12 protein-coding genes and 2 pseudogenes are annotated in these 17750 nt (G+C 72.4%); 5 read left to right on the top strand and 9 right to left on the bottom strand.

Annotated elements, in window-relative coordinates; genetic code table 11:
• Window positions 1-20 precede the first annotated feature (20 nt).
• Window positions 21-1439: a maltokinase N-terminal cap-like domain-containing protein gene (locus tag ACZ8ZB_RS23705; protein WP_470739660.1), complete on the top strand. Its 1419-nt coding sequence runs from the start codon at window positions 21-23 to the stop codon at window positions 1437-1439.
• A 32-nt stretch (window positions 1440-1471) separates the two neighbouring features.
• Window positions 1472-3997, top strand: coding sequence for a 1,4-alpha-glucan branching enzyme (gene glgB / locus ACZ8ZB_RS23700; protein WP_470739659.1), 2526 nt, complete (start codon window positions 1472-1474; stop codon window positions 3995-3997).
• Window positions 3998-4012: 15 nt separating this feature from the next.
• Here the strand turns inward: glgB and ACZ8ZB_RS23695 are convergent, their stop codons facing one another.
• The 4 genes from ACZ8ZB_RS23695 to ACZ8ZB_RS23680 all read right to left on the bottom strand — a co-directional run bounded on the left by ACZ8ZB_RS23695 (window position 4013) and on the right by ACZ8ZB_RS23680 (window position 8786).
• On the bottom strand, window positions 4013-6244 hold the full coding sequence (locus tag ACZ8ZB_RS23695; RefSeq protein ID WP_470741565.1) for a HelD family protein: 2232 nt from the start codon (window positions 6242-6244) through the stop codon (window positions 4013-4015).
• A 170-nt stretch (window positions 6245-6414) separates the two neighbouring features.
• Window positions 6415-6747, bottom strand: coding sequence for a thioredoxin family protein (locus ACZ8ZB_RS23690; RefSeq protein WP_470739658.1), 333 nt, complete (start codon window positions 6745-6747; stop codon window positions 6415-6417).
• Window positions 6744-7172, bottom strand: a complete 429-nt coding sequence (locus ACZ8ZB_RS23685; RefSeq protein ID WP_470739657.1) for a MerR family transcriptional regulator — start codon at window positions 7170-7172, stop codon at window positions 6744-6746. Before ACZ8ZB_RS23685 ends, ACZ8ZB_RS23690 begins: the two co-directional genes overlap by 4 nt.
• 216 nt (window positions 7173-7388) lie before the next feature.
• A complete protein-coding gene (locus ACZ8ZB_RS23680; protein WP_470739656.1) occupies window positions 7389-8786 on the bottom strand; it encodes a cation:dicarboxylate symporter family transporter in 1398 nt (465 codons plus the stop codon).
• A 157-nt stretch (window positions 8787-8943) separates the two neighbouring features.
• Between ACZ8ZB_RS23680 and ACZ8ZB_RS23675 the strand changes: the two genes are divergently transcribed.
• From ACZ8ZB_RS23675 to ACZ8ZB_RS23665, 3 genes and pseudogenes are all read left to right on the top strand, one after another.
• Window positions 8944-10581 (top strand): sensor histidine kinase, encoded by a 1638-nt coding sequence (locus ACZ8ZB_RS23675; protein ID WP_470739655.1) that lies wholly within the window; start codon window positions 8944-8946, stop codon window positions 10579-10581.
• Entirely contained in the window at window positions 10578-11282 is a 705-nt protein-coding gene (locus tag ACZ8ZB_RS23670) for a response regulator (protein WP_470739654.1), read from the top strand. The genes ACZ8ZB_RS23675 and ACZ8ZB_RS23670 overlap by 4 nt, the downstream gene beginning before the upstream one ends.
• A gap of 69 nt (window positions 11283-11351) precedes the next feature.
• A pseudogene (locus tag ACZ8ZB_RS23665) lies at window positions 11352-11447 on the top strand (IS5/IS1182 family transposase); the annotation flags it as partial.
• A 137-nt stretch (window positions 11448-11584) separates the two neighbouring features.
• Here ACZ8ZB_RS23665 and ACZ8ZB_RS23660 read toward each other — a convergent pair.
• From ACZ8ZB_RS23660 to ACZ8ZB_RS23640, 5 genes and pseudogenes are all read right to left on the bottom strand, one after another.
• The gene (locus ACZ8ZB_RS23660) at window positions 11585-12157 is read right to left on the bottom strand and encodes a dihydrofolate reductase family protein (RefSeq protein WP_470739653.1); all 573 of its coding nucleotides are present in this window, start codon (window positions 12155-12157) and stop codon (window positions 11585-11587) included.
• 182 nt (window positions 12158-12339) lie between these two features.
• Window positions 12340-12649, bottom strand: a pseudogene (locus tag ACZ8ZB_RS23655) (IS5/IS1182 family transposase); the annotation flags it as partial.
• Window positions 12650-12735: 86 nt separating this feature from the next.
• Window positions 12736-13674: a hypothetical protein gene (locus ACZ8ZB_RS23650; protein WP_470739652.1), complete on the bottom strand. Its 939-nt coding sequence runs from the start codon at window positions 13672-13674 to the stop codon at window positions 12736-12738.
• A 369-nt stretch (window positions 13675-14043) separates the two neighbouring features.
• Window positions 14044-16347, bottom strand: coding sequence for an N-acetylmuramoyl-L-alanine amidase (locus ACZ8ZB_RS23645; RefSeq protein WP_470739651.1), 2304 nt, complete (start codon window positions 16345-16347; stop codon window positions 14044-14046).
• Window positions 16348-16682: 335 nt separating this feature from the next.
• Window positions 16683-17708 carry an ATP-dependent 6-phosphofructokinase gene (locus ACZ8ZB_RS23640; protein ID WP_470739650.1) on the bottom strand — a complete coding sequence of 342 codons (1026 nt, stop codon included), beginning with the start codon at window positions 17706-17708 and terminating at the stop codon, window positions 16683-16685.
• Between the last annotated feature and the right edge of the window lie 42 nt (window positions 17709-17750).

Here is a 17750-nt window from a genome sequence, read left to right as displayed (position 1 = left end):
AGGGGAAAGGACGCGACGCCATGTCGGAAGCCGTCACACGCACCGTCACGACCCTGCCCGGCCTCCTTGCGTCACTGGATCCACTGCTGAGGGAATGGCTGCCGCGACAGCGCTGGTTCGCCGGCAAGGGCCGCCCCGTCACGGGGTTCTCCCTGGTGGCGGCCACCGAACTGCTGCCGCCCACCGCCAAGCTGGGCCTGTACCACCTGCTGGTGCGCGCGCACCAGCCGCTCCAGCCGGGCCACGGCGGCCCCGAACAGCCCGGCGACTGCTACCAGCTGCTCATAGGCGTGCGCGAGGCGTTGCCGCCCCGGCTCGCGCCCGCGCTGATCGGTCATGTGACGCGGGGCCCGCTGGCCGGACGGACGGTCTACGAGGCCCTGCACGACACCCGGCCCGCCGAACTGCTCCTGGAGGCCCTGCGCACCCAGGCCCGGATCGGCGGGCTCCGCTTCGAGCGGGACCCGCGCCAGGAGATCCGGTCCGGCCTGGTGCCGCGCCTGATGACCGCCGAGCAGTCGAACTCGTCGGTCGTCTACGGGGACACGTTCATCCTGAAGCTGCTGCGCCGGGTGCTGCCCGGGATCAACCCCGACCTGGAGCTGCCGCTGGCGCTGGCCCGCGAGGGCTGCCCCCGGGTGCCCCCGCCGACGGCCTGGCTGGTCGCGGAGCCCGGGGAGGCGGCGCCCGGCCCGCCACCGGCCGAGCCGTACGTCCTGGGGGTGCTCCAGCCGTTCGTGCAGGGCGCGACCGACGGCTGGGAGCTGGCGCTGCGGGAGCTGGCCAAGGGGGAGGACTTCACCGCCGAGGCGCGGGCCCTCGGGCGGGCCACCGCCGAGGTGCACACCGTGCTGGCCCGCGCGCTGCCCACGGTCACGCTGGGGCACGCCCAGCTGCGCACCCTGGTCGCCGGCATGACCGAGCGGCTCGGGGCGGCCGTGCAGGCGGTGCCCGCGCTGCGGCCGTACGCGGACGGGCTGCGCTCGGCGTTCACGGCGCTGGACGACCTGGCCGCCGAGGGCCGCGTCTGGACCGCCCAGCGGGTGCACGGCGACCTGCACCTCGGGCAGTGCCTGCGCTCCCCGGCGGGTGAGTGGTCGCTGATCGACTTCGAGGGGGAACCGGCCCGGCCGCTGGCCGAGCGGCGGATGCCGCAGCCGGTGGTGCGCGACGTGGCCGGCATGCTGCGGTCCTTCGACTACGCGGCGCGTTCGGTGGCCCCGGCGCAGCCGGACTGGGCCGTGCGGTGCAGGGCGGCGTACTGCTCCGGCTACGCGGAGGCGGCCGGCCGGGACCCGCGCACCGATCCGGTGCTGCTGCGCGCGTACGAGACCGACAAGGCGGTCTACGAGGTGGTCTACGAGGCCCGGCACCGCCCCGAGTGGCTGCCCGTGCCGCTGGCCGCCGTGCACCGGCTGGCCACGACCGACCTGATCTGACCCATCCGACCCGCGTCCAGGAGGCTTCGCCCGTGACCCCCCGCCCCGAGTCCAGCGGTCCGCACCCGGAGCAGCCGGCCGAACCGGCGAAGAAGGCCGCGAAGAAGACGGCCGCGGCGAAGAAAGCGGTGGCCGAGAAAGCGACGGCGACGAAGGCGGCCGCGGCGTCGAAGAAGGCCATGGCCAAGAAAGCGACGGCGAAGAAGACGGCGGTGAAGAGCGTGGCTGTCAAGAAGACGGCGGCCCCGAAGACGGCGGTGAGGAAGGCCGCGGCGAAGAAGGTCCCGGCCGGGAAGAAGACCGCGGCGAAGAAGGCGGTGGCGAAGGGGACCGCCACCCCGCAGTCCGCCCCGCCCGAGATGGAGATCGCCGTCTCCCCCGCCGTGGACGCCGCCGACCGGGAGCGGCTGCTGAGCGGGACGCACCACGCCCCGCACTCCGTGCTCGGCGCGCATCCGGTGCCCGGCGGGGTCGTCTTCCGGGCGTTCCGGCCCTACGCCCTCGCGGTGACCGTCGTCTCCGGGGGCCTCACCGTCGATCTGCACGACGACGGCGACGGCTTCTTCTCGGGGCTGCTGCCGCTGGGCGAGGTGCCGGCGTACCGGCTGCTCGTCACGTACGAGGGGACGGTGCACGAGACGGAGGACGCGTACCGCTTCCTGCCCACGCTCGGCGAGCTCGACCTGCACCTGATCGGCGAGGGCCGGCACGAGGAGCTGTGGACGGTCCTCGGCGCGCACCCGATGACCCACCAGGGCGTGACCGGCACCCGGTTCTCGGTGTGGGCGCCGAACGCGCGCGGGGTGCGGGTGGCCGGCACCTTCAACTTCTGGGACGGCACCGGCTTCCCGATGCGCTCGCTGGGCTCGACGGGGGTGTGGGAGCTGTTCGTGCCGGGGATCGGCGAGGGCGAGCTGTACAAGTTCGAGATCACCCGCCCCGACGGCTCGAAGACCCTGCGCGCCGACCCGATGGCCCGCCGTACGGAGGTGCCGCCGGCCACGTCGTCGATCGTCACGTCCTCGGCGTACGAGTGGGGCGACGCCGAGTGGCTGGAGCGCCGGGCCGAGGCGCCCGCCCACCGGGCGCCGTTCTCCGTGTACGAGGTGCACCTGCCGTCCTGGCGACCGGGGCTGACGTACCGGCAGCTCGCCGAGCAGCTTCCCGCGTACGTCGAGGACCTCGGCTTCACCCACGTGGAGCTGATGCCGGTCGCCGAGCACCCCTTCGGCGGCTCCTGGGGTTACCAGGTCACCGGGTTCTACGCGCCCACCGCCCGCCTGGGCACCCCGGACGACTTCCGGTACCTGGTCGACGCCCTGCACCGGGCCGGGATCGGCGTGATCATGGACTGGGTGCCGGCGCACTTCCCGCGCGACGAGTGGGCGCTGGCCGAGTTCGACGGGCGTCCGCTGTACGAGCACGAGGATCCGCTGCGGGCCGCGCATCCCGACTGGGGCACCCTGGAGTTCGACTTCGGGCGGCGCGAGGTGCGCAACTTCCTGGTGGCGAACGCCCTGTACTGGTGCGAGGAGTTCCACATCGACGGGCTGCGGGTGGACGCGGTCGCCTCGATGCTCTACCTCGACTACTCGCGCGAGCCGGGCCGGTGGACGCCGAACGAGCACGGCGGCCGGGAGAACCTGGACGCGGTGGCGTTCCTGCAGGAGATGAACGCGACCGTGTACCGGCGCTGCCCCGGGGTGGTGACCATCGCGGAGGAGTCCACGGCCTGGGACGGCGTCACCCGGGCCACCCACCACAAGGGCCCCAGCGGCTTCGGCGGGCTCGGGTTCGGGCTGAAGTGGAACATGGGCTGGATGCACGACTCGCTCCAGTACATGAGCCACGAGCCGGTCCACCGCCGCTACCACCACGGCGAGATGACGTTCTCGATGGTGTACGCCTACAGCGAGAACTACGTGCTGCCGATCTCCCACGACGAAGTGGTGCACGGCAAGCGGTCCCTGGTGTCGAAGATGCCCGGCGACTGGTGGCAGCAGCGCGCCAACCTCCGCGCCTACCTGGGCTTCATGTGGGCCCACCCGGGCAAGCAGCTCCTCTTCATGGGCCAGGAGTTCGCGCAGGGAGCCGAGTGGTCGGAGGCGCACGGCCCGGACTGGTGGCTCCTCGACCCGCACTACGGCGCCGAGGCCGACCACCGCGGGGTGCGCGACCTGGTGCGCGACCTCAACACCGTGTACCGGGACACCCCGGCACTGTGGCGGTGCGACACCGAGCCGTCCGGTTTCCGGTGGGTGGCCGGGGACGCGGCCGAGGACAACGTGTTCGCCTTCCTGCGGTACGACGCCGACGGTTCCCCGCTGCTCGCGGTGTCGCACCTGGCCCCGGTGGTCCGGCAGGACTACCGCGTCGGGGTCCCCGACGACGTGCCCGCCTGGCACGAGGTGGTGAACACCGACGCCGGCCGTTACGGCGGCAGTGACGTCACCCGCCCGGACCCGGTCAAGCCGGAGCCGCAGGGGCGGCACGGGTTCCCGGCGAGCGTCCGGCTGACCCTGCCGCCCCTGGCGACGGTGTGGCTGCGCCCGGCCTGACCCCCGGGCCCCCGCTCAGTCCAGGGCGTCGGCCAGCGGCTTCGGCAGCGGCTCGGTGTGCAGGACGCCGAGCCGCTGGGTGGCGCGGGTGAGCGCCACGTACAGGTCGCTGGTGCCGTAGCGGGCCGGCTCGACCACGAGGACCGAGTCGAACTCCAGGCCCTTGGCCTGGCGCGGGTCGAGCAGCACGACGTCGTGCGCCAGATCGGGTTCGGCGCCCGCCGTCACCCCGTCGAGGCGGGCGGCCAGGGCGCGGTGCATCGCGCGCGGGGCGATGACGGCGAGACGGCCCTCGTGGGGGGTGAGCTCCGCGACGGCCCCGGCGACCGCTGCGGGCAGGTCGTCGGTGGCGCGGGCCCAGGGCCGTACGCCCGTGGAGCGCACCGAGCCGGGCGGCTCGAAACCGGGGTGCTCCGCGCGGACCACGGCCGCGGCCACGTCCATGATCTCGGCGGGGGTGCGGTAGTTGACGCCGAGCCGGGTGTGCTCCCAGCGGTCCTCGACGAACGGGGTGAGGATGTCCGCCCAGGAGCCGACACCGCCCGCCTCGGAGGTCTGCGCCGGGTCGCCGACCAGGGTCATCGAGCGGGTGGGGCTGCGCCGCATCAGCAGCCGCCAGGCCATGGGAGAGAGTTCCTGCGCCTCGTCGACCACGATGTGCCCGAACGCCCAGGTGCGGTCGGCGGCGGCGCGCTCGGCGGCGCTGCGGTGGTCGTCCTCCTCGTGCCGTTCGGCGAAGCGCTCGGCGTCGATGATGTCGTGCGCGGACAGCACCTCGGAGGAGTCCGGGTCGTCCTCCTCCTTGTCCTCGAACTCGAAGGTGCGGGAGGCGTACGAGACGTCCAGGACACCCTGCGCGAAGGCGATCTGCGTCTGCCGCTCGCGTTCGGCCCGTGCGCGTTCGAGGCGGTCGTCCTCGCCGAGGAGTTCGGCGGCCTCGTCGAGCAGGGGCACGTCGGAGACGGTCCAGTGCCGGGTGACCGGGCGGCGGACGGCGGCGGCGTCCTCGTCGGAGAGGTAGCCCTCGGGGGCGGCGAGGAAGTCGGCGACCAGGCGCTGCGGGGTGATGCGGGGCCACAGCCGGTCGATGGCGGACCAGACCTCGGGGTTGTCGGCGAGTTCGTCGCGGATCTGGGTGATGTCGCTGGGGTCGAGCAGGTTGGAGCCGTCGTAGGGGTCGGTGCCGATGCGTTCGGCGACCATGTCGGTGAGCGCGTTGAGGATGTGGCCCTCGAAGTGCTCGCGGGCCACGTTGTGCGGCAGCTTCGCGGCGCGGGTGCGTTCGCGGGCGACGTTCACCAGGCCGTCGTCGAGCATGAGGACCTCGCGGTCGTGCTCGATCGCGATCACCGGGTCGGGCAGCGCCTGCCGGTCGCGTACGACGTCGGCGAGGACGTCGGCCATCTCGGCGCGGCCCTTGACGGCGGCGGCCTCGGGGGTGTCGGTCCGGGTGGTCCGCACACCGGGGTACAGCTCGCCGACGGTCGCCAGGAGCACGCCGGTCTCGCCGAGGCTGGGCAGTACCTCGCCGATGTAGCCGAGGAACGCCGGGTTGGGGCCGACGATCAGGACGGCGCGGCGGGCCAGCAGCTCGCGGTGCTCGTAGAGGAGGTAGGCGGCGCGGTGCAGGGCGACGGCGGTCTTGCCGGTGCCGGGGCCGCCCTCGACGACCAGGATCCCGTGGTGCGGGGCGCGGATGATGCGGTCCTGGTCGGCCTGGATGGTGCGCACGATGTCACCCATGCGGCCGGTGCGCGCGGAGTTCAGCGCGGCGAGCAGCACGGCGTCGCCGGTCGGGTCCTCGTGGCCGGTGCGGGTCTCGTCGCCGAGGTCGAGGACCTCGTCGTGCAGGGCGGTGACCCGGCGGCCCTCGGTGGAGATGTGCCGGCGGCGCCTGAGCCCCATCGTGGTGTGGCCGGTGGCCAGGTAGAACGGACGGGCCACGTCGGCGCGCCAGTCGATGAGGACGGGCGTGCGTTCGGCGTCGTCGGCGCGCAGGCCGATCCGGCCGATGTGGTGGGTGTCGCCGGAGGCGAGGTCGATGCGGCCGAAGCAGAGGGAGCCGTCCACCGCGTTCAGCGCGGCGAGCAGCCCGGAGCGCTCGGCGACGAGGATGTCCCGCTCCAGCCTGGCCTGCCGGGGGGTGTGGCCCTGGGCGAGCGCCTCCGTGACGGACACCTCGGCGTCGCCGCGCAGGGCGTCCACGCGTGCGTACAGTCCGTCGACGAATTGCTGCTCCTGCCGCAATTCCTCGTCCGGAAATTCGGTGTTTGACAATTCCGCTCCCGCCCGGATATACTGTGGTCATTGAACTTCACCGCGACTTCGTTCGAAAATGAAGTCGCGAATCAACGAATATACGCAGAGAAAACCCCCGGGCGCAATTGCCCGGGGGTTTTCTCATGTCACCTGCCAGGTCAGAGCACGTCCGCCAGCTCCTCGAGCAGCCGCCGCCTGGACCTGGCCCCCACCATCGACCGCAGCGGCTGACCGTCGCGGAACACCATGAAGGTCGGCATCGACAGCACCTTGTAGGCGTTGGTCGTGTCGGGGTTGGCGTCCACGTTCAGCTGGACGACCTTCAGCCGGCCGTCCTCCTCGGCGGCCAGCGCGCTCAGCACCGGCGCCATCTGCCGGCACGGCGGGCACCAGTCGGCCGTGAACTCCACCAGCACCGGCAGCTCCGCCCCGATCACCTCCGCCGCGAAGTCCGCGTCGGTCACCTCGGGTACTCCGCTCGCCCTGCTCACCGCAGCTCCCCTCCCAGTTCGCACACCGGTTCCGGACCCCCCGGAACCGCCGCCTCGACGGCCAGCACGTCCCTCGCCGACTCCGCCCGCGCCAGCTGCTGCCCGACCTTCGCCCGTACGGCCCGCAGCTCGCCGATCAGGGCGTCCAGCTCGTCCAGCTTGCGCCGGTAGACCTGGAGCGAGGCGGGGCAGGAGTCGCCCTCGGGGTGTCCGGCCCGCAGGCACTCCACGAACGGCCGGGTCTCCTCCAGGTCGAACCCGAAGTCCCGCAGCGTGCGGATCTGCCGCAGCAGCCTCAGGTCGCCCTCGTCGTAGGTCCGGTGTCCGTTGGCCGTCCGTCGCGCGGACAGCAGCCCGCGCGACTCGTAGTACCGCAGCGTCCGCGTGGTGGTCCCGGCCCGTGCGGCCAGCTCGCCGATTCGCATGGGGACGAACGTAAGCCTTGACGTCGGCGTCAAGGCAAGGGCGGACGGGGGAGGGAGGAACGGAAAGGGCCGAGCGGCCGGACCCACGGGGGTGGGGGTCCGGCCGCTCGGCGGAGGCGGAGGCCCGGAGACGGGTGCCGGGCCTCCGGTGGCCGGGCGGCTGGGCAACGGGGGAGTGTCCCGGCCGCCCGGGTCCGTGGGGTGCGGCGTCGGCCGTCAGGCCTTGGCCAGCTCCTTCTCGGCCCCCGGCTCGGGCAGCCCGGCGCGGGGTTCGTCGGCGTCGCCGTCGGCGCCGTGGTCGTCCAGCAGCGTCTTCTCGTCGAAGGGGGCGCGGCCGGCGAGGACGTCGTCCACCCGCTGCTTGTCGATCTCCTTGGTCCAGGTTCCGATCAGCACCGTGGCGATCGCGTTGCCCGCGAAGTTGGTCAGGGCGCGGGCCTCGCTCATCAGCCGGTCGATGCCGACGATCAGTCCGATGCCGTCCACCAGGGCCGGCTTGTGCGACTGCAGACCGCCGGCCAGCGTCGCGAGGCCGGCCCCGGAGACGCCCGCGGCGCCCTTGGAGGCGACCAGCAGGAAGAGCAGCAGCGGGATCTGCTCGCCGATCGCCATCGGCGTGCCCAGGGCGTCCGCGATGAACAGCGAGGCCATGGTCATGTAGATCATGGTGCCGTCGAGGTTGAAGGAGTAGCCGGTGGGGACGGTGATGCCGACGACCGGCTTGCTGACGCCGAGGTGCTCCATCTTCGCGATGAGGCGCGGCAGCGCCGACTCGGAGGAGGAGGTCGACAGGATCAGCAGGAACTCGCGGCCCAGGTACTTGAACAGCGACCAGACGTTCAGCCCCGCCACGATCCGCAGCATCGCGCCGAGCACCACGAAGATGAACAGCACACAGGTGATGTAGAAGCCGAGCATCAGCACCGCGAGGCTCTTCAGCGCGTCCACGCCCGAGGCCCCGGTGACGGCGGCCATGGCGCCGAAGGCGCCGACCGGGGCGGCCCACATGATCATGGCGAGGACCCGGAAGACCAGCCGCTGGATGTGCTCGATGCCGCGCAGGACCGGCTGGCCCGCCTTGCCCATGGCCTGCAGCGCGAAGCCGCACAGCAGGGCGACCAGCAGGGTCTGCAGGACCTCGCCCTGGGTGAAGGCGGACACGATCGTGGTCGGGATGATGCCCAGCAGGAACTCGGTGGTGTCCTTGGCCTCCGCGTCGACCTGCGCCTGGCCGGTCTCCTTGACGGCGTCGGTGACCGCGAGACCCGTCCCCGGGTCCAGGATGTTGCCGACGACCAGGCCGATGGCGAGCGCGACGACCGACATCACCATGAAGTAGCCCAGGGCGATGCCGCCGACCGCGCCGACCTTGGCGGCCTTCCGCACGGAGCCGATGCCCAGCACGATCGTGCAGAAGATGATCGGCGAGATCATCATCTTGATCAGGTTCACGAACCCGGTGCCGATCGGCTTCAGCTCGACCGCGAAGTCGGGGGCGATCAGACCGACGGCGATACCGAGGGCGACCGCGATGATCACCGCGATGTAGAGATAGTGCGTGCGGTCCCGCTTGGCCTTGGGTTCGGCAGGTGCCGTATCGGCTGCGCTGGTCACGGCGGCCCTCCTTGACGACGTCGTCGGCATCACCGGCGTGCGGCTCACGTCCGGGGGATGGGTTTTAAGGGAACGCGGTGACTATGTCGTGCCTTGTGAGCGCGGTCACCCTTCCGTTCATTTAGTTCACCGCGGGCCCCGGAGGCAGACTGGCGGCATGCGCATCCCCCTCCCCCGGCCCCGCAGCCTCGCGGGTCAGCTCTTCGCCATGCAGGCCGTGCTCATCGCGGTGGTCGTGGCCGGGTACGCGCTGTTCACCTACGTCAGCAACCGCAGCCAGGCCGAGCAGGCGGCGGGCCGCCAGGCCACCGCGGTGGCCCGCTCGGTCGCCGACTCCCCCTCCGTACGGCAGGCGATCCGCTCCTCCGCCCCTTCGGCCCTGCTCCAGCCGTACGCGCTGGAGGTGGTGCGCGACACCGACGTCGACTTCGTCACGATCATGGATCCCCGGGGCATCCGCTGGACCCACCCCGACCCGGACCAGATCGGCCTGGCCTTCCAGGGCAACACCGCGCCGGCGCTCCGGGGCCGCACCTTCACCGAGACCTACACCGGCACCCTCGGTCCGTCGGTCCGGGCGGTCACCCCGGTCCGGGACGGCGACCGGATCACCGGCCTGGTCAGCGCCGGCATAAGGGTCGAGGAGATCAGCCAGCGCGCCCAGGAGCAGCTGACGGCGCTGCTCGCGGTCGCGGCCGGCGCCCTCGGACTCGGCGCGATCGGCACGTACGTCATCAACGCGCGGCTGCGCCGGCACACCCACGGCATGAACGCGACCGAGCTCAGCCACATGCACGACTACCATCAGGCCGCGCTCCACGCCGTGCGCGAAGGGCTGCTGATGCTGGACGGCCGGTACAGGGTGGCGCTGATCAACGACGGCGGCCGGGAGCTGCTGGGCGTGACCCCGGAGGAGGACGTGGTGGGCAGGTCGGTGGCGGAGCTGGGGCTGCCCGCACCGCTGACGGGTGCGCTGCTGGCCTCCGAGCCCCGGGTGGACGAGGTGCACCTGACGGCGGACCGGGTCCTGGTGGTGAACACCTCACCGGTCACCGGCGGCCAGCGGCACGGCTCGGTGGTGACCCTGCGGGACGTGACCGAGCTCCAGTCGCTGATGGGCGAGCTGGACTCCGAGCGGGGCTTCACCCAGGCGCTGCGGTCGCAGGCGCACGAGGCGGCGAACCGGCTGCACACCGTGGTCTCGCTGATCGAGCTGGGCCGCGCGGAGGAGGCGGTGGACTTCGCGACGGCCGAGCTGGAGCTGGCGCAGGCGCTCACCGACCAGGTGGTGGCGGCGGTGAGCGAGCCGGTCCTCGCGGCGCTGCTGCTCGGCAAGACCGCCCAGGCCAACGAGCGGGGCGTGGAGCTGGTGGTGTCGGACGACAGCCGCCTGGACGACGGCCTGCTCCCGGACACCCTGCCCGCCCGGGACCTGGTCACCATCCTCGGCAACCTGATCGACAACGCCGTGGACGCGGCGCAGGGCGGGGTGCGGCCCCGTGTGACGGTGACGGCGCTGACCGAGGAGGACGGCTCGGAGCTGATCCTGCGGGTCATGGACACCGGCCCCGGGGTGGACCCGGACCACGCGGAGGCGGTCTTCCAGCGCGGCTTCACGACCAAGCCGGCCGGTCCGGGCGGGCGCGGGCTGGGCCTGGCGCTGGTCCGGCAGGCGGCGGGCCGGCACGGCGGGACGCTGTCGGTGACGTCCGGGGAGGAGGGCGGCGCGGTGTTCGAGGCGCGGCTGCCGCTGAGGGGCGCCGCTGTCGCGCAGGATGCGGGAGGCGCCGTATGAGCGGGGCGGCCGGGGAACCCATCAGAGTGCTGGTGGTCGAGGACGACCCGGTGGCCGCCGACGCCCATGTGATGTACGTCGGGCGGGTGCCCGGCTTCGTCGCCGTCGGCAAGGCGCACACCGGGGCGGAGGCCCGCCGGGTCCTGGAGCGCACCCCCGTCGACCTCCTCCTCCTCGACCTGCACCTGCCGGACGTGCACGGGCTCCAGCTGGCGCGCTCGCTGCGGGCGGGCGGCCACCACGCCGACGTGATCGCGGTGACCTCGGCGCGGGACCTGGCGGTGGTGCGGGAGGGGGTGTCGCTGGGCGTCGTGCAGTACGTGCTGAAGCCGTTCACGTTCGCGACCCTGCGGGACCGGCTGGTGCGCTACGCCGAGTTCCACTCGGCGGTGGGCGAGGCCAGCGGCCAGGCCGAGGTGGACAGGGCACTGGCGGCGCTGCGGGCGCCGGGGCCGGCCGCGCTGCCGAAGGGGCTGAGCGGGCCGACGCTGGAGCGGGTGACGGGGGCGCTGCGGGAGGTGGAGGACGGGCTGACGGCGGCGGGGGTCGCCGAGGCGGTGGGGATCTCCCGGATCACGGCCCGCCGGTACCTGGAGCACCTGGTGGAGGCGGGGAGGGCCGGGCGGGCGCCGGTCTACGGGCAGGTGGGGCGGCCGGAGCTGGTGTACCGGTGGGTCCGGGGGGTGGGGAAGGGGGGGTAGGACCTGTCCGGGCGTCAAGGAATTCGCGGGTGGGACAGTGCGGCGCTGACGGTGTGGGCCTCGTGGGGAGGGCGCCCCCGCACCAGGCCGGACGTGGTCCTTGCGGACAAGGCTCGTTCGTCCCGTGCGCTCCGGGAACGTCCGTGCGAGCACGGCATCGCCGCCTGCCACGAGAGGACCGCGACCGTCCACATCGGGGGCATCCTCCTCTGGTCCGCTCAGTGGCCCGACGGCCGCTGAGCGGACCTTCCGACCGGTGCCGTGTCCGATGACGCGACCGCAGGGCGGGTGCGGGAGCCGGGTCAGCGGACGACGTCGAACACGTTCTTCTGCAGGCCGTTGGCGTACGCCTCGTGCTCGACCAGCTTCAGCTTCTGGGTGTCCTTGTCCGTGTCGCTGAACAGGCGCTTGCCCGCACCGAGCAGGAGCGGGAAGACGAGCAGGTGGTAGCGGTCGATCAGGCCGGCGTCCGAGAGGCTCCGGTTCAGGGCGGCGCTGCCGTGGACGATGATCGGGCCGCCCTCGGTCTCCTTCAGGGCGGCGACCTCGTCGAGCGAGCGCAGGATCGTCGTCTCGCCCCAGCCCGACACCAGTTCGTCCTCGCTGAGGGTGGTGGAGACGACGTACTTCGGCATCGTCTTGTAGTCGGCGAAGTCCGCCATGTCCGGCCACACCGGGCTGAACGCCTCGTAGCTGGTCCGGCCCAGCAGCATCGCCGTGGCCTCCTTCTGCTCGCGGCCCTTGATGTCGAACGCCTCGGGGAGGAACTCGACGTCCTTGAAGGTCCAGCCGGAGTTCCGGTAGCCGGGCTCGCCGCCCGGGGCCTCCACGACGCCGTCGAGCGAGATGAAGGCGGTGCTGATCAGGGTGCGCATCTGAGGTTCCTCGGTGGCTCGTGTCCGGTTCTCGGCAGGTCGGACCGGTGGACGCTTCGGCCGCACTCGCGACCGCGGCGCACCGGCCATCACCTACGACTGCCGATCATGAAGGAACTCATCGGCCCGCGCCCCGTCTTCTCCGGCACTCCTGACGACCGGATCAGCTCCGAGGGCGCCACGCGCTCGATGGTCCAGCGGTGCCGGCCGAGCCGGGTGGAGGACTCGATGCCCTTGCGGGCGACAGCGGCGCCGGATGCCCCTCCTGCGCAGCCGGCGGCGCAAGTCGTCGTGGTCGCAGCCCTTGTCGCCGTGGAGTTCGGCGGGTCGGCGCCTGCGTGGGCCGCGGCGGGAGCGGATCGGCGGAACGCCACGGACCAGGGGCTTGAGGGCCTGGCTGTCGTGGAGGTTCGGGACGTCAGGGCCGGTGCCCCGGTGCGATGTCGTTCGTCGCGGGACATCGAAGTCAGAGCGCCAGCCGCGCTTTCCGCGGGGCAGAAGTGCTCGACGCGCACGATGTGTCGCCATCGAACGTGGGCCAAAGCCACCAGCGGTGCTCCTATGGCGTGGTGGCCGGTTCAAACGTCAACGGCAAGGCTGCGTTGCAGGTCCAGGCGCAAGGTGTCATAGGTCGGTGCCAGAGCTCTCAAGGTGCGCTGAGCCGCGCGGGTGTCGCCTGTGGCAAGGGGATGCTGCAGCGCGCCGACAAGGCGGGCCTGGCGGTCCATGGTGGCTGCCGCGGCGTTGCATCCTGCGCGGTGCAGGCAGGCGGCGGCGTCGGCAAGTCGTCGGGCACCGACGCGAACGGCGAAGTGAACCAAGTGCCCGGTGAGTTCTTCGCTGTCGGTGTCGAGCAGCTCGGCCAGGCCGTGGGCGGCGTGGCCGTTGGCGAGGCTGCCTGACGGCATGGAGGGTTGCGGATCGGCGGTGACCCAGGCGAGTGCACGGGGCAGGACGGCGGTGACCGCGGCGGAGGCGCTGACGGAGGCGATCCGGGTGAAGCCGGTGCGCATCGTGTACGGCTGTCCGTAGTCGACTGTATCGGCGCGCCAGGCGTCCATGAAGTCGGGCAGCGGCAGCCGCGCGTAGGGGTAGCCCTGCGGGTCGTGCACGGTGATGTGGTCGTCCCGGACACCGAGGGCGACGAGGTAATGGTCGGCGCCGATGGGGCCGGTCTTGCCCGGCTGATAGCGCAGATACCCCATCTCGACCGGGCCGATCATGACCGGTCCGGTTTCCAGCAACGAGGTGAGACGGCCGAGCGCACGGTCGGCGTCGTCTCCGCTGAAGGTGCGCGCCGTCCAGCCGAGCGCGGTCAGGGCATCGCGCACGCCGATCTCCGGCGTCCAGCCATAGGGGTCGAAGAACGGTAATGCGCCGCCCAGAAGTTGCATGCCGAACGGGCTGCCGGTAACGGTTTCGAGCACCGCCGGCTCGGGTGCGTCGGCCCCCATCATCATGGCCAGTGCGTTGGTGTAGCAGTACGGGCCCGATCCCAGGTACGGAGTACTGAACATCGCGGCAGCGTGGCAGTTTTCACGGGAAAACGCCACTGGCGGGAGGGGTGCAGCGGTCGGTCATGGAGACGGCGCGGCCACAGGCCGACCGCGGGCGGTCACGGACGGAGGCCCGGAGGAACTTTCGCGGAGCGCCGTGTCGGTGGCCCCGGCCACCACGGCGACCAGGAAACGCTCGTCCGTGTCTCCGGGGGGACGGGTTGGCCGGCGCGTCGCTTGCCGGTCAGCTCGGCGAGCGGAGCGGTGTTCCCGAGCGGGCCGATCAGCAGAGGGGGCACGGGCGGCCCTCGGCGCTCGACGGCCCGGGGCCCGACCGCACGCACGCGGTCGGGCCCCGGGCCGTCGTGGTCCGCCGGGGGCGGAGGGCCGCTACTTCAGGTAGACGATGCCGTCCGTGGTGAGGGTCGGACGGCCCTTGGTGCCGACGACGACGATCTTGACCGTGTGCTTGGCGCTGCCGCTCCAGGTCTTGGTCCAGATCGCGTCGCGGTACTTGGTGGTGGACGACTTCAGGTCCACGGTGGCGGTCTTCTTGCCGTCCACGTAGACGTGGGCCTGGCCGGAGGTGCTGGCGCGGGAGACCGTCCAGGCGACGGAGCGGCCGGTGAAGGTCCAGCTCAGCGAGGCGTTCTTGGAGGAGCTGGTGTACGACTTGCCGCCGAGGTAGCTGGAGGAGGACTTGGTCGTCCACTTGCCCGACTTGGTGGCGGAGCTCTCCTGGAGGATGACCGGGGTGCCGGCGACCGAGGCGGTGGCGGTGTTGCCGGCCCGGTCGTAGGCCTTCATCGACCAGGTGGTGGCGGAGCCGGACTTGGCGGTGTGGTTGGCGCTGGTGGTCGTGGGCCCGTAGGTCTTGGCGGTCGGGGCGGTGAGCCGGACCTCCTTCAGCGCGACGCCGTCGGCGGCCTTCCACTTCAGCGTCAGCGGAACGGCGGCGGTGTTGACGGTGCCGGTGCGCAGGGCCAGGTTCGGCTTGGTGGTGAAGGTGGGGGCGGTGCTCTCGGCGACGACGGTCGCGGCCGCCGTGGTGGTCGTCCTGCCCGACAGGTGGACGGCGCGGACGGCGACCTTGTGGGTGCCGGCGGCCAGGGTGGCCTTGGCGGAGGTGGCGGTGCCGGCGGTGGTGGCCACGGTCTTGCCGTTCACCAGGAGTTCGTACTTCGCGACGAGCGCGGCCGGGGTGGTGGCCGACCAGTTCGCCGTGACGGCGGCCTTGGTGTAGGTGGTCGTGCCGGAGGTGTTGTTGCCGGTGACGGACTTCAGGGTGAGGCCGGAGACCGGTCCGCCCGCCCAGGTGCGGACGGTGGCGAGCTTGTTGTAGAAGGCGTCACCGGGGCACTGGGTGTTGTAGCCGTCGCGGTGGCCGTGGATCGCGGGCAGGGTCAGCCGGGCGCCCTTGGTCCAGGTCTTCCCGGAGTAGCTGCGGCCGCTGTCGCCCGCGGTGAGGGTGGCGGTGGAGGTGGGGGCGACGCCGTACTGGCCGAGCTTCCACGCGGCGATCCGGGCGACGGAGGTCATGGCGGCCGTGGAGGGCGCGGTGGAGGTGTAGGTCCCCAGCACGGATATGCCGGTGGTCTCGCTGTTGAAGCCGTAGGCGTGGGCGCCCATCACCGGCCGGTCGACTCCGCCCTTGCGGCCCTCGTAGACCGTGCCGCACTTGTCGACCAGGAAGTTGTAGCCCAGGTCTTTCCAGCCCAGCTGCTTCACGTGGTACGCGTAGATGCCGCGCACCACGGCCGGGCCCTGGGCGCAGGTGTAGTCGTTGGACTCGGCGGTGTGGTGCACCACGACCGCCTTGATCTTCCCGTCGGGCAGGTAGCCCGGCTCCTCCGGGCTGATCGACTCGTCCGCGCCCCAGGCGGCGCGGGAGGTGATCGGCGGGCGCGGCGCGGTGGACGGCGGCGCGGGCGGGACGCTCTCCGAGGGGCTGGGGGAGGCGGTGGGCGAGGAGGTGGCCGGGGCGGACGGCGAGGCGGGGGCCGACGGTTCGGTCACCGAGGGCTGCGGCGCCGAGGGCTCGGAGGGGGACGGCTCGGGCGGCGTCTCGGAGGCGGGGGTCTCCGGGACGGTGGCGTCCGGCTGCGGCTCGGTGCCGGTGCCGGTCTCCGGCTCGGTGGCCGAGGAGGTGGGCTCCTCGCTCTCCTCGGCCCCTTCGGCCACGTACGCCGCCGGCTCCAGCGCGGTGACCTCGCCGCTGCCGGGGTCGACCATGTCCAGTCGCAGGCCCTTCGGCAGCCTGGCCGAGTCCTTTCCGTCGACCCGTACCTCGACGCCGTCGGACGGGCCCACCCACGCCGGTTCGGTGCCGCCGCGCGCGGCGCCGTTCTCGCCCTGGCCGCTGTCGCCGTCCAGCGTCAGCCACCGCGACCAGTTCTGCGTGCCGGCGGCCCGGGTGCGGACCTCGACCGTGCCGCCGACGCGGGCGGAGGGGTCGGACCAGGTCACGCCGAGCATGCTGAACGGCCCGGTGTCCCGCTTGCCCAGGGCGGCGGAGGTCCCGTCCCCGGAGACCCGCAGCTCGGTGGTATCCGCCTTGCTGGTGACGGGCCCCGGCGCACCGCCGGCGTGGGAGCCGTCGCTCTCCTGTCCCGTCATGGCCTGCAGGACGAGTGCCCCGGACAGGCCGGCCGCGACGACCGCGGACGCCTTCCAGAAATGCCGTGGTGTGCGCATGTCAGTTCGCGAGGTCCTTCTGCGTAAGGAGGGGGAACGGGGCGGGAAGCCCGCCGCCCGGACAGGCGGCACACGAGAGACCCACACGAACGGGTGAAGGTTGCACGACAGTACGGGATGTGTAACTCAGGTCACACCCGTGGAGGGGCCGCCGTGGAACTCCGCCCACGGCGAGGCCGGTTCCGGCAGCGCGAGGGGAGCGTTCCTCCCGGCGGAACACCGCACGGGCGGCGTCACGCCGGGAGGAACGCTCCCCTCATCGAACGGCGGCGCGATGCGCCGACAGCACCCGGAGGGCGGGGCGAGGACCCCTCCCGCCCTCCGGCGCACCCGGTCTAGAAGACCGACTCCGCCTCGTCCATCCGGTCCTTCGGGACCGTCTTCAGCTCGGTGACCGCCTCCGCCAGCGGCACCATCACGATGTCGGTGCCGCGCAGCGAGGTCATCTTGCCGAACTCGCCCCGGTGCGCCGCCTCCACCGCGTGCCAGCCGAAGCGGGTGGCGAGGACCCGGTCGTACGCCGTCGGCACGCCGCCGCGCTGGACGTGGCCGAGGATGACCGGCTTGGCCTCCTTGCCGAGCCTCCGCTCCAGCTCGTACGCCAGGGCCGTGCCGATGCCCTGGAAGCGCTCGTGGCCGAACTTGTCGATCTCGCCCTTGCCGTAGTCCATGGTGCCGTCGGCCGGGTGCGCGCCCTCGGCGACGCAGATCACCGCGAACTTCTTGCCGCGGGAGAAGCGTTCCTCGACCATCTTGACCAACTGGGCCGGGTCGAAAGGACGTTCGGGCAGGCAGATGCCGTGGGCGCCGGCGGCCATGCCGGACTCCAGGGCGATCCAGCCCGCGTGCCGGCCCATGACCTCGACGACCATCACGCGCTGGTGGGACTCGGCGGTGGTCTTGAGTCGGTCCATCGCCTCGGTCGCGACGCCGACCGCCGTGTCGAAGCCGAAGGTGCGGTCGGTGGAGGAGATGTCGTTGTCGATGGTCTTCGGGACGCCGACCACCGGCAGGCCCGCGTCGGAGAGCATGCGGGCCGCGGTGAGCGTGCCCTCGCCGCCGATCGGGATCAGCGCGTCGATGCCGAAGTCGCGGATCATGTCGGAGGCGTTCTCGCAGGCCTCGCGGAGGCGGTCGCGCTCCAGCCGGGAGGAGCCCAGTATGGTGCCGCCGCGGGCCAGGATGCCGCTGACCGCGTTGAGGTCGAGCGGGCGGTAGCGGCCGTCCAGCAGGCCGGAGTAGCCGTCCTCGAAGCCGATGACCTCGTCGCCGTAGTTGTCGACCGCCCGGTGCACGACCGACCGGATCACGGCGTTCAGTCCAGGGCAGTCGCCGCCTGCGGTGAGTACTCCTATGCGCATCGTGCCGTGTCTCCTGGTCGCTGTCGATACCGGTGAGCCAGT

The organism is Streptomyces sp. 12E (assembly GCF_055633275.1).
The sequence above is the reverse complement of the archived record's forward strand: the minus strand, read 5'-3'. Positions and strand labels throughout refer to the sequence as shown.